This window comes from Variovorax sp. CCNWLW186 (genome assembly GCF_037203865.1).
In the GTDB taxonomy this organism is placed as follows: Bacteria; Pseudomonadota; Gammaproteobacteria; order Burkholderiales; family Burkholderiaceae_C; genus Variovorax.
In genome coordinates this window covers 14,956-27,857 of the sequence record NZ_JBBCBO010000033.1, presented here as the reverse complement: position 1 = coordinate 27,857, position 12,902 = coordinate 14,956, and the positions used below count along the sequence as shown (strand labels likewise).

Here is a 12,902-nt window from a genome sequence, read left to right as displayed (position 1 = left end):
TTGCTACAGAGCGGAGACAAGCGCCGCAAGATCGAGCGGCTTGAGCAGGTGGTGGTTGAACCCCGCCATGGCAATGCGGTCCTTGTCGCCCTGCTGGCCCCAGCCGGTCAATGCGACGAGGATCAGCCCCTTGAGCGCGGGATTGGCACGCAGCTTGATGGCGAGTTCGCAGCCGTCCATGCCCGGCATGCCGATGTCCAGGATCGCAAGGCCCGGCAGCACGCCTTCGGCCACCGCACGCAATGCGGCGTCGCCGCTGTAGGCCACATGGGTCGAGGCTCCGAGCGACTTCAGCAGGTCGCTCAGTGCGTCGGCCGCATCGCGGTTGTCGTCCACGATCAGCACCGTGCCGGGCAAGGAAGCCGGCCAGCCTTGAATGGCCGTCCCCTGCGGCTTCGGCAGGTCCGCCCCGATGCGCGTGAGCGGCAGGCGCACGCAGAACATCGCGCCCCGCCCGAGGCCCGCGCTGGTGGCCTCGACGCTGCCGCCGTGCAGTTCGACCAGGCTCTTCACCAGCGTGAGCCCGATGCCCAGCCCGCCTTGCGCCGCCTTGGAAGTGCCGCTGACCTGAACGAACATCTCGAAGATCGACTCCAGCATTTCGGATGCGATGCCGGTGCCGTTGTCCCACACCTCGACCACGGCCTGGCGGCCCTCCTTGCGCAGCGCAATCCTGATCTTGCCGCCCGGGGCCGTGTACTTGGCGGCGTTGTTGAGCAGGTTCGAAAAGACCTGCGTCAGGCGAACGCCGTCGCCCCGCACCACCAGCGGTTCGGCGAACAGCTCCGTGGTCAGTTCGTGCCTCGAGCCTTCGAGCAAGGGGCGGCTCAGTTCGATGGCGTCCTTGATGACCGATTCGAGCGCCACTGCTTCCATGCGCAGTTCGATCTTGCCGCGCGTGATGCGCGAGACCTCCATCAGGTCGTTCACCAGCCGCACCATGTGGTCGATCTGCCGGCCCATCAACTCGTAATAGCGCAGGGCTTCCGCGGCCTCATGCGGCTTTCGCATCAGCAGAGTGAGCGCGGTGCTCATGGGTGCGAGCGGATTGCGCAGCTCGTGCGCCAGCGTGGCAAGGAACTCGGTCTTGCGCTGGTCGGCTTCGCGCAGCCCGTCGAGCAGGTCGCGCAACTGGTACTGGCGGTTGCGCGCGCGCAGCGCCGTGCGCACTGTGCTGATGAGCGACGCCACCCGCATCGGGCGTTCGATGACGGTGACGTTCGCGAGCTTGTCCATGGCCTCGGCAATGACGCGCGAATCCGCGCCCTGGCGGGCAAGAATGAGCACCGGCACGTCGGACCACGGCGCCTGCGAACCCAGCACCTCGTTCAGCGCGGCCGCGGCCGGATCGGCCAGCACCTCTTCCGCCAGCATGACCGCGCCGGCGCCCACCTGCAGTTCCCGCACCAGCTCGCACAGGTTCGCGCACGAATGCGTGTCGATCTGGGCGCGAGCCAATACGGCATTGGCCATGACGGCGTCCCTGGAGGTCGCGGTTCGCAACAGGATGCGCTGCTCGACGGGTGCCGGTGCTGCGCTCACGATTGGGGCTGCACGCCGTCGATGGGAACCGGAATGCCCGACAGGATGCCCCTGAAGTTACGCAGCGGCTCGCCGATCTTCAGGCCCGTGGCGGTCATCGAGAAATCGCGGATGCTCCGCTCATGCGCCCCGCCGCGCTTCTTCAGCACCGAGATCGCCTGGCGCACTTCGCCCTCGAGTTCGAAGTAGCGAAGCAGCACCACGGCATCGGCCAGGTAGCTCGCATCCACGGGTGTCTGCATCTGCATGCCGATGAGGCCGTGCTGCGCGCCGACCAGCAACGTGGCCACGCCCGCCTGCCCCAGGTAGGAGAGCAGTTCGTGCAGCTGCGCAATCAGAAACCGCTCGTCGGGCATGGCGTTGAGATAGCCGTTCAGGCTGTCGATCACCACCACCGCCGCACCCGACTCCACCACTGCCAGCCGGATCAGGTGCACGAACTCGCCGGGCGACAACTCGGCGGGGTCGACCTGCCTTACCTTGATGCGACCGGCATCGATGTGGGGCCCCAGGTCCATTCCCATGCTTTCGCAGCGCGTGCGCAAGGTGTTGATGCTCTCGTCGAAAACGAAGAGCGCCGCGCATTCGCCGCGCTGTGCCGCGGCAAGCGCGAACTGCACCGCCACGGTCGACTTGCCGGTGCCCGGCGCGCCGACGAACAGCGTGCTCGTTCCCCGCTCTATGCCGCCGCCCAGCAGGGCGTCGAGCGACTCGATGCCGCTCGGAATCCGCACCTGCGTGAGCGCGGTCGAATGTTCTGCAGCCACCAGGCGCGGAAACACGCGCAGGCCGCCGCGCTCGATGCGGTAGTCGTGATAGCCGCCGCGAAACTGCTGGCCGCGGTACTTGCTGACGACCAGCCGGCGCCGCGCGGCGCCGTAGTCGGAGCTGATCTGCTCGAGCCGCAGCACCGCATGGGCGATGCTCTGCACCTGCAGGTCGTGCTTCATGGCGGTCATGTCGTCGAGCAGCAGCACGGTGCACTGACGGCCCGCAAAGAACTGCTTGAGCGCCAGGATCTGCCGCCTGTAGCGCAGCGAACTGCCGGCCAGCAGGCGCAACTCGGAGAGTGAATCGAACACCACCCGCGAGGGCTTGATCACGTCGACATCCGACAGGATCCTCAACGTGGTTTCGCTGAGCTCGACCTCCGAGGGATGGAACATCGTGTATTGCTCGTCGGGCTCGAGCGCGGCTTCTGAAGGGAGCATTTCGCGCACCTCGATGCCGCTCAAGTCCCATCCGTGGGAATTTGCGACTCCCCTGAGCTCATGCCCCGTTTCGGACAAGGTGACATACAGCACCGATTCGCCGCGCTTGGCCCCTTCGATCAGGAACTGGAGCGCAATGGTGGTCTTGCCCGCGCCCGGTGTACCCTCGACCAGGTAGAGGCGATTGGCCGTGAGGCCGCCTCCCAGAACATCGTCGAGGCCGGGCACGCCGATCTTTATCAAGCGTTCCTGCGTGGCCCCCGTCGTGCCGTCGATCTTCATTTTTTCCTCCATCGTATGGACAGACAGTCCTTCTTTACGCTGTTGTCTGTTTGCGATCTGCCTGCGGGAAAATGACTCCGCAGACCGGGCAAGTCGATGCCCGCAGGAATGATTTTTAGCTAAGGGGCAGAGCCTTACCTGTAGGGCGGCGCCTTTTTCGCGAGAAGACAAAGCTCCCGCCACTCAAGACTTTTCGGGCGTCTTGTGCTCGGCCGAACCCGGGTCTTCGAGCTTCTTGTTCTCGACCTTCTTCATCATTTCCTCGCCCTCGGTGTCGCTGCCGTCGGTGGGCACGGATTCTTCCTGCGTGATCTCGGGTTCGTCGGGCGAGCGCTTCGGGCGCGAGGCCGGCGGCGGTGTAGGCGTGTTCATGCGGCTATCTCCTGAGTGAGGCCCGACAGTGGCGCAAGCGCAGGGCCGGAGCGCTCAGGCAAAGACGTGAGCGCGGGTCAGCCAAGGCCGACGATGCAGCCCGGCGCCTCAGGCAGGCGCGACGGCTTCCACCGGCGCTTCGCTCGCCTCGATGAAAAGCCGCCGGATCATGGGAAAGCGCGCGCGCACCTGTCCTTCGATGGCCGTGATGGCGTCGGCCGCCTCGCCGGTGGCCGTGCCCTCCTTGAAGTTCACATCGACGATGGCCAGCACCTCGTCGGGCCCGATGTACATCGACAGCACATGGCCGACGTCGCTGACGCTGGGCTGCTCCATGGCCAGGCTGCGAATGGCGCGCGCCGTCTCGGGGCGGATGCCCTCGCCGATGAGAAGCCCGCGCGCCTGGCCGATCAGCAGCACCGCCACGCCCGCCAGCAACAGGCCGATCACCACCGAGGCGGCGCCGTCGAGTTCGGGCATGCCGAAGCGGTGGCTCAGGTAGATGCCGAGCGCGGCCACGGCCAGACCGATGAGCGCCGCGGAGTCTTCGGCCAGCACGGTATAGGTGGTCGGGTCCTTGCTTTGCCCGAGCGCGCGCCAGAAAGGCACGCCCCGCGCCTGGGCCCGGAATTGCCGCAACGCGATGAGAAAGCTGGTGCCTTCGAACACGAAGGCCAGGGCCAGCACGACGTAGTTCCAGGTGGGGTCGCGCATCGGCTCCGGCTTGCGGATGTGCTGGATGCCTTCGTAGAAAGACACGCCACCGCCCAGCCCGAAGATGAGCACCGCGACGATCAGGCTCCAGAAGTACAGCTCCTTGCCATGGCCGAATGGATGCTCGGGCGTTGCGGGCCGCTGGCTCAGCCTGATGCCCACCAGCAGCAATACGCCGTTGAAGGTGTCGACGGCGGAATGGATGCCTTCGGACAGCATCGCCGAGCTGCCGGTGATGCCGGCCACCACGAACTTGGTCGCGGCAATGGCCACGTTGGCGCCGATCGCGCCGTAGATGGCAACCTTGGATTCAGCCATCCATCAGGGGGTGCGGCCAAGAACCGGCCCGCGGCCCCGCTGCTCTTCAGGGAAGGCCAAGGTAGACCCGCAGGTCGTCCTTGTAGGTGCCCGCGGATGCCACCGCCAACCGGAGCCGCGTTTCGCTGACGCCGAACCACTTGGTCCAGTAGTCGACCTCTTTCAGGTCGGTGATGTCGATGTGCTCGTCGTTCTGCGGAACGCGAATCTCCATATCGTCCGGCATCGGGCTCTCCAGGTTGTTGGAGACGGCAGTTTCACCGCCGGAAAAACACGCTTTGCCGGTCGCCTTCCATGGTTCTTGCAGGACAAGTTCTACACACGCGCGCCGGGCGAGTCAGTGGCGCGGTTCTTTCCATGGAGCCGCTCCAGCCGGTATCCCAGGCCCTGCACGGCCCGCAGGTCCCAGCCGTTGGCCTTCAGGTCCAGGGTGCGCCGCAGGCGGGAAATGCTGACGTCCAGAGAGCGCGACTGCGTGTCTTCGCCCTTGTCCCACACGGACGAATACAACCAGTCGCGCGTGAGCGTGTGGCCCGCATGGCAGAAAAGCTCGAGCGCAAGGTCGAATTCGACCGCACGCAGTTGAGACCTCTCGCCCGATACCTCCACCACGTCGCTCGTGAGAGAAAAACGATAGCAGTCCCACGTCGGGTCGGCGTCGGGCACGCTCACGCCGAAGCGCCGCATGAACATGCGAGCCACGCAGCAGAACTCGACGAACGAGGTCGGGCTCACGATCACTTCGTTGGTCGCGTTCCAGTGCAGATCCGAAAGCGACTGCAATTGCTTGCGCGAAGCAAGGCACAGCACCGGCGTGCGGTGCCCGACCAGCGCCTTGACCTCCTGCAGCTGCAGCAGGGACGACTCGGCGTCGTTTGCCAGCGCCAGAAAGACCATGTCGAACTTGAGCGTGGGCGCAGCCCCTGCGCCGGCCATCTCGGCGGTGCTCGCAAAGGCTGTGGGCTGGTGCCCGAATCTCCTGACGGCGCGCCGTGCGTATTCGCGCGTGCGCAGCTCGGGGTCGACCACTGCGATACGCGCGCCTTCGGGCCGCACGAACATCATCGGTTGCAGGGCCCTACGGTGCCATGCCGCCGTCGTGCGGGCACCCGACTCGCTGCTGTCGTTGACTGCTTCGGCGGCCAGCACGGAGCCCTTGGCGAATTCGCTTCGGGCATCCACCGGGTTCATGGTCACGACGTTTGAAATTGGATTGCTCATGTTCAGTTCACCTTGACTGTGAAGAGGACGGTTCCGGAGGCGCCGGGGTCCAGCGGGCCCGTGAACTTCCAGCTCAGCGCGCCCGTTCCCCCCTCCGTTTGCGCGGCGCCGCAATCCACGGCTGCTGCCGGAGGCGGATTGGCGGGCGTGTGTTTCTGGCAGCTTGCGAGCGTGGCGGGCGTGGTGTCCGCCTGCGCGCCGGCAAACGCGGTGTACTGCGGCGTGGTGTCGTTGACCGTCAAGCCGCTGATCGGCGTCGTGCCATTGTTGGTGTAGGTGATGCGGTACTCCAGCGTCTCGCCCGGCTTGGCCTGGTTGTTGATACCGAAGCTGCCGCCCTGCGTCACGTTGCGCACTTCCTTCCGGAGCTCCAGTGCGCTGGTCGACACGGTCGTGATGTCGGTCACCGTGTAGGTGGCGTTCAGGCCCGGGCTGGCATTGGTGAAGACGAAGCTGGCCTGCACGGTGCTGGTGTTGCTGTAGCCGCTCATTGCGTTGGCGGGAATGAACTCCTGCATCACGATGCACACGTTTTGCCCGGCGACCACTGTCATCGGCGCGGCCGGCGGGTAGAGCAGCGCCGCGCCGGCCTGCATCGCGCCGGTGCAACCGGTATCGGCAAAGATCTTGCCGCTCCAGCCGCTGATCGCAGGCGTGTCCACGGAGTTCGAGATATCGAAACTCACTTCGCCGCCGGTGCGGGCGGTGAAGGTGTGCGGGTAGCTCACCGTGCTGCCCGGAAGGCCGTTCTTGGCGCCGTCCGTGGCAAGCGTGTTGCGGTCGACGTCGCCGAAGTTCAGATCCGCGTGGCCGCTGCTGTTCCACGTAAAGGCAATGCGGTCCGGCGTGCCATCGCGGGTGTAGGTGTAGGCGATGCTTGTGTTGGTCACGGCCTGGCCCGAGGGCAACTGCACGACGCCCAGCGAGGCGCCGGTGGAGATGCGCGACACCGTGTTGGTTTCTTCCACGCACAGCGCGTCACCCGTGCCGATGGTGAAGGGCACGGCCAGCGCGTACTTGCCGGTGCCGTCGGTAACGGCGGTCGAGAAGGTGGTTGCCGCGCAGTCGGTCAGCCGCATGCCGATGCCGCTCAGCCCGGTCTCGCCGCCATTGATGAGTCCGTCGTTCGCAATGCCGCCCGCCGTGCCGTTGTCGAGGAAGACGCGGCCGGTCACGTTCTTGGGATAGCCGTTCACGAACGTACAGGTGATGGCCGCCCCAGCAACCATGTGGGCCGCGGGAATGGCCAGCTGATTGCCCGTCAGCGTGCCGAACGTGGCGGCCGGGGTGGCGCTGTTCAAGTCCACGCAGCTGGCGCTCACCGGGTTGGCCGGCCAACCCTGCGGCGAGGTTTCGCTGATCGTGACACCGACACCGGCCGAACCGGTGATATTGGCTGCGCCCTCCACGCTGTCGTCGCCCACCACCGTAATGCTGTCGCTTGCCACCGAAAGGCCGCTGAGCGCAAAGCGGAACAGGTTGCTGCCGCTGCCGCCGATGGTGGTCTTGACGATCTGCACCCGCGGATAAGGCGGCGTGTAGGTGTTGGTGAAGGTACACGCAATGTTGCTGCCCGGCGCCGTGGCGGCCGCATCCAGCGTCACCCTGCGGTTCGGCAGGTCGGGCGTGGCGGTGCCGCCCGCGCCCAGGCCGGTACAGCTGACGCCGGTCAGCGCGTAGTCGGTGGGCAGCGGGTCTTCGGTGATGGTCGTCACCGTGCTCGGCACCGCCAGGGTCTGGATGGCGCCCGCGACCGGCGTGCCGAGCGCGGTGGTGGTGAGGCTCTGCGCCGCGAGGCCGTTGTTTCCGCTGAAGCCGAAGGTTCCGGTCGCGCCCAGGGACACCTTGCGGATGGTCACCGTGGCCGAGGCGGAATTCGTGAACACGCATTGCAGCGTCTTGCCCAACTGCACGCTGGTCGCGGGGATGGTGTAGGTGCGCCCGCTCGCGCCGGTGCCGAGGCTGCCGACCGGTGCTCCGGCGTCGGTGCAGCTTGCACCGGTCAGATGCCAGCCGGGCACCGCGGGTTCGGTGATGCTGATGACCCTGTTGCTCGCACTGGCGCTGAAGGTCTGCACGCCCGCCGCAGCCGTGTTGCCGTCCACCTGCGCCGGCGTACCGGCGGCAACGGTGCTGACCGTGCCGCTGGCCTGCGTGGTGTTGGTCAGGTTGAAGGTGAAGGGACCGCCGGCACCGTTGAGGGTGTTCTTCTGCAGGTTGACCGTCGCCGGCGCACACAGCGCGCTGGTGGTGGCCTGGGCCAGGAAGCCCTGCGCGGGGGCGCCGCTCTTGACGTGGACGACCACCGTGTTCGAACCCGACTGCCAGTTGTTGGCCAGCGTGGTGCTGGCTCCCGTGCCTGCCTGGAAACCTCCGTAGGTGTAGGGCGTGGCGCCGCCCTGCGGCACGCCCGGCAGGCTCTGCAGCACCCCGTTGATGTAGACGCCCGCGACCGAGTTGTCGGAATAGAAGTCCAGCTTCAGCGCGAAGCTCGCCGGATTGACCGACGGCGCCATGTTGAAGGTGAACCGGTGGTAGACGTCGACGCTGCCTGCATGGTTCGTCGGGTACTGCGAGATCCAGTTCGCATTGCCGAAGGGAGACGCGATCCAACTGGCCGGCGCCTTGTTCCCGATATACGAACGCGCCCAGGTGGGAACGCTGCCGGGCCCGCCGGTGGCGGTGCCAACGCCCGACTCCCACACCGGATCGCGCCCGGTGGCCAGCGGCGGGCCGGCGGGGCCGTCGAACCCGGTATTGAAGACCGCGGCGTTGGTCGAGCACATCACCGTCGGCGCAACGGGCGGCGGTGGCGGGTTCGCGTCGAATGCGTTGGTAAAGGTACAGACGATGTTGCTGCCGGGCGCGGTGGCCGCCGCATCGAGCGTGAGCACGCGTCCGTTGCGCGAGGCCGATCCGCCGGCGCCAAGGCCGGTGCACGAGGCATCGATCAGCGCATAGCCGGCAGGCGGCGCGCCTTCGGTGATGGTGGTGGCGATATTTGCCGCTGTGAGCGTCTGTACCGCCGTCGCGACCGGCGTGCCGGCCACGGTAGTCGTGATGTTCCGCGCCACCAGGCCGTTGCTTCCGGTGAAGCTGAACGTACCCACCCCGCCGAGCGAGGTCTTGCGGATGGTCACGGTCGGCCGGCTGCCGAACCTGTAGGGCTGCGGACTCGGCAGGTAGCTGTCTTCGCCGACGCTGAAGTTGCCGCTCAGCACAGCGCCGCCCACCGTGACCTGCGTGGTGCTGTAGACCGCGGCCACCGTGCTGGTAGCCCTCACCTGGCAAAGGCCTGCCGCCGTGGTGGTGCAGCTTCCGGCTGCGCCGACAGCGCCGCCGTTGAACGCGACGTTCGGCGTGGCGCCGAAGGTCACCACCGTGCCGGCCTGGACCGGGTTGCCGGACTCGTCGCGGATGAAGGCTTCGAGCACGTCCTGCGCGGTGCCGTTGGCCAGCTGGTTGTCGGTAACGATGCGCACGCCCGACTGGCTGCCGGCCGCGGGGCCGACCACGATGGCGGTCTGTGCGCTGTCGCAGCTCACCGTGCCGCTGGAGACGCAGCCGGCGCCGGCCGCCGTCACCGGCAAGCCCGCGCCGTTCACGTTGGTGCTGGCGTAGTTGGTCAGCACGGTACCTGTGTCGACGATGGGCGCGGTCGCGTTCATCGTGAAGCCGCGCACGCCCGTGGTTGCCGGAATGCCGCCCGCGGGCAGCGTCATGGTGCAGTTGAGCAGCGCACCGGGAGCGCTCGGCAGCGAGCCGCAGCTCACCGACGTGACACCCGTACCGGGCACCACCGAGTTGGCCACCACGCTGGGCGGCAATTGCTCGCTCACCACCAGCGTGGTGCCGGTGGCCACCGGGCCGGTGTTGGCAAAGCTCAGGCCATAGACGATGCTGCCGCCGGCTCCCGCGGTCGCGGACGCGGTCTTGTCCACCGCGATGCGCGCTGTGGCCGTGTTGGTGAAGGTACAGGCAATGGCCGCGGCGGGCCGCATCACGCTCGCGGGCAGGGTTGCGGTGTTGCCGTTGAGTATGGCCAGCTGCGTCGTCGGGTTGCCGCTCGTCGCGGCTGCGGAGTCCAGGCAGGACACCGACACCGGGTTGGCCGGCCAGCCCGCGGGCACGCTCGACTCCTGCACGGTCGCCTCGACGCCCGGCTTGCCCACGTGCACCGTGGCGGAGGGCTGCGGCGTGGCCAGCGCGGTCACCGCGATGCTGTCCGTCGGGTTGGTAACGCCGGTCAGCGTGAAGCCGAAGGTGTGGGTGCCGGTGACATTGGTCTTGGTCTTTCGCAGGGTGATGCGGGGTTCGCCCAGCACCGGCGTGGTCACGCTGCTCGTGCAGTTGCCCGTGGCATTGCACAACGGGTCGCCACCGCCGGTGGCCGTCGCGGTGTTGGCCACGCTCGGCGAGGCGCCCGGCAAGGGCGTGACCGGAATGACGAAGGCCGCAGTGCCGGTGGTGGCGGCAAGCCCCGCAGGCACGGTACAGCTCACGACCTGCCCGCTTGCGCTGCAGCCAGCGGGCATGGTGCCGAGCGCGAGCGTGGCGGGCACGGTGTCGCTGATCGTCGCGGCAGCGGTGGTTGCGACCGGGCCGATGTTGTTCAGCGTGAGCGTGTAGCTCGACGGCACACCTACCGCAAAGCTCGAGGCGCCGGCGGTCTTCACCAGCTTGAGCTGCGGCTGGACCGTGTTGGTGAACGTGCAGTTGATGTCGCTGCCCGGTGCGGTGGCCGCGGCGTTGAGCGCGATGGTGCGCGTGGCCAGGTTCGGCGTGGCGGTGCCTCCCGGGCCCATGCCCGTGCAGCTGATGCCGGTCAAGGCATAGGGAACCGGCGGCACGCTTTCGGTGATGCTGGTGGCGGTGTTCGCGGCCGTGAGCACCTGTTCCGCGGCGGCAATGGCAACACCGTCGTCTTCCGTCGTCACGTTGGTGGCGGTGAAGCCGTTGGTGCCGGTGAAGGCAAAGCTGTCCGTGCCGCCGATGGACACCTTGCTGACCGTCATCGTCGGCAGCTTGGTGTTGGTGAAGGTACACGCAATGTTGCTGCCGGCTGCCGTGGCCGCCGCGTTCAGCGTGACGGCACGTGCCGCAAGATTGACGGTGGCCGTGCCGCCCGCTCCCATGCCCGTGCAGGCAATGCCCTTGAGCCGCCAGCCGACGGGCGGCACACCTTCGGTGATGGTGGTTGCGGCGCCCACGGTGGTCAGGCCCGATGGATCGCCCTCCTCCGGCGTGTTGGCCGCGGAGGTGGTGATGCTCTGCGCGGCGAAGCCGTTGGAGCCAGTGAAGGAGAAGCTGCCCGTTCCGCCCTCGGTCACCTTGCTGACGGTCACGACCACGCGGGTGTTGGTGAAGGTACAGGCAATGTTGGCGCCGTAGTCGGTGGCGGCCGCATCCAGGGTCACGCGCCGCAGCGCGAGGTCGTAGGTTGCAGTGCCGCCCGGGGCCATGCCGGTACACGACATGGCGCGCAGCGCAAAGCCAGCGGGCGGTACGGCCTGCTGCAGGAACGTTGCGCTCCGCGTGACCGCCAGTTCCCTGGTAGGCCCCGATTCACCCTGGCCGGCCACCGTCGTGACGATGGGGCTGACAGGCGCCGCATCGTTGGTGCCGGTGAACGCGAAGGAACCCACGCCGCCGTTCGATACCACGGTGGTCGTGACGCGCGGCGGCATCAGCGGCGGCGTGAGATAGGCAAGGACGATGGTGTCGGTTTCATCCACCGCAATGCCGTCGTCGTTGTTCACGGTCGCATCGTTGGGCACCGTGCAGTAGTGCGGGTTGCCCGGCGATGCCGCCTGGACGCAAACCCGGGCGCCATTGACGACCGGGTAGCTGCCCGCCGCCACGGTCGGCTGGGGAAACACGGGAATGTCGAAGCTGACTTCGCCGCCGTCCGTCATGCCCGGTCCGCTCGAACCTGCGAGCGGCGTGGGGTTGAGCTGGCAGGTCACCGCCACCGGCGAGCCGGCCTTTGCGCAGTTCGCGGGCAAGGTGCCGGTGTTCCATCCGGCGGGAAGGACCAGCATCGCGGTCGAGTTGTCGGTGGCCGTGGTGCGCCCCGGGCCGAAGTTCTTGGCCGTGAGCCTGACGTTGCGTTCCTGCCCGTGGCTGGTCCAGGCGTCCGGCGGCACGGTGACTCGCACCTGCAGGTCGGGCCGGCCGGTGATGATGTTCGTGCAGGTGTAGTCCTCCTGCGTTGCGAGCGTGTGCGAGGTGGTGCAGGTGCCGGTCCTGACGAAGTTGTAGGCGCTGACCCCGCTGGGCGCCACGGCACCGCCGCTGTAGCTGGTGCCTGCCGATGCATAGCTCTCGTAATTGTCCTGGTAGCGGGCGATGTTGTTGGCAACGGTCGGCGGATAGAACGGCAAACGCCCCGCGGTCGGGCGCCAGGTGGCCGTGTTCGTGCTGGGGCCGAGCGCTTGGCTCCACGCGTAGTTGACGAAGCTGATGCGCTGCGACACGCGCGCGTCCGGAAACTCGCTTCGCACGCCGGAGAAGCCGTCGATCAATTCCCCGCCGCCGAGGTCTTCCAGGCCGTTGCAGGTGTTGGTAGCCGAATAGGCGCAAACGGTGCGCGGGGCGCGCACGGGGCCGGGCACCGCCGAGCCGGGCCCGGTGCCGCCGTCGTTCGTGGTGATGCCCAGCGTGTAGCTCGCGCCCCCGGTGGCCGCCACGCGGAACCAGTCGCCCGCCACCACCGAGACCGGCCGGCAGGTGAAGGTGATCTGCGTCGGATAGATGTTGCCCGACCCGCCATTGAACATGCGGTCGACGCCGCCGAGCACCGCGATCACCGTGCCGGCCGGGCAGGCCTGCGGGCCGCGCCGCGTCATGCCATCGATGGGACGGCCTGCAACCCCGCGCTGGGCCGGCGCGCCCCAGGTGATGGTCGCGGCGGCCGCGCCTTCGGTCACCGTGAACGGAGAACAGCGCAGTTCGTACGCGCGCAAGCCGCCGGTGAGGTTGGCGAAAGTGCCGTTGACCGTGGCGCCGTGATAGCGCTCCCACATCGTCAGGCCGGTTGGAAAACCGGTGATGCAGGAGGTCCGCCACGATCCGCCGGCATTGACGCCCACGATGGTGCCGTTGATCAGCGTGCCGGTCTGCGGCCTGAGCACCTGCTGCGCATGCGCGGAAAGCGGCACGGCCACGAGCCACGCCGCGCACAGGAGCCACCACCGTGCCGTGCCCGCGATGGAGCCCAGCGTGTTCTTGAGTCTTTGCATG

Annotated in this window: 7 protein-coding genes; all 7 read right to left on the bottom strand. The window is 67.6% G+C overall.

The features are described 5' to 3' along the window. Positions 1-3: 3 nt before the first annotated feature. The 7 genes from V9K97_RS25775 to V9K97_RS25745 all read right to left on the bottom strand — a co-directional run bounded on the left by V9K97_RS25775 (position 4) and on the right by V9K97_RS25745 (position 12,901). Positions 4-1,542, bottom strand: coding sequence for a hybrid sensor histidine kinase/response regulator (locus tag V9K97_RS25775; protein ID WP_337321593.1), 1,539 nt, complete (start codon positions 1,540-1,542; stop codon positions 4-6). Further along, positions 1,539-3,035 carry an ATPase domain-containing protein gene (locus V9K97_RS25770; protein ID WP_337321591.1) on the bottom strand — a complete coding sequence of 499 codons (1,497 nt, stop codon included), beginning with the start codon at positions 3,033-3,035 and terminating at the stop codon, positions 1,539-1,541. The genes V9K97_RS25775 and V9K97_RS25770 overlap by 4 nt, the downstream gene beginning before the upstream one ends. A gap of 183 nt (positions 3,036-3,218) precedes the next feature. Continuing rightward, positions 3,219-3,407 carry a hypothetical protein gene (locus V9K97_RS25765; RefSeq protein ID WP_157613021.1) on the bottom strand — a complete coding sequence of 63 codons (189 nt, stop codon included), beginning with the start codon at positions 3,405-3,407 and terminating at the stop codon, positions 3,219-3,221. A gap of 108 nt (positions 3,408-3,515) precedes the next feature. Beyond that, positions 3,516-4,439 (bottom strand): cation diffusion facilitator family transporter, encoded by a 924-nt coding sequence (locus tag V9K97_RS25760; protein ID WP_337321589.1) that lies wholly within the window; start codon positions 4,437-4,439, stop codon positions 3,516-3,518. 46 nt (positions 4,440-4,485) lie between these two features. Continuing rightward, on the bottom strand, positions 4,486-4,665 hold the full coding sequence (locus V9K97_RS25755; protein WP_126747474.1) for a DUF3606 domain-containing protein: 180 nt from the start codon (positions 4,663-4,665) through the stop codon (positions 4,486-4,488). A gap of 89 nt (positions 4,666-4,754) precedes the next feature. Further along, on the bottom strand, positions 4,755-5,660 hold the full coding sequence (locus V9K97_RS25750) for a response regulator transcription factor (RefSeq protein WP_337321587.1): 906 nt from the start codon (positions 5,658-5,660) through the stop codon (positions 4,755-4,757). 2 nt (positions 5,661-5,662) lie between these two features. Then, the gene (locus V9K97_RS25745; protein ID WP_337321585.1) at positions 5,663-12,901 is read right to left on the bottom strand and encodes an Ig-like domain-containing protein; all 7,239 of its coding nucleotides are present in this window, start codon (positions 12,899-12,901) and stop codon (positions 5,663-5,665) included. Between the last annotated feature and the right edge of the window lies 1 nt (position 12,902).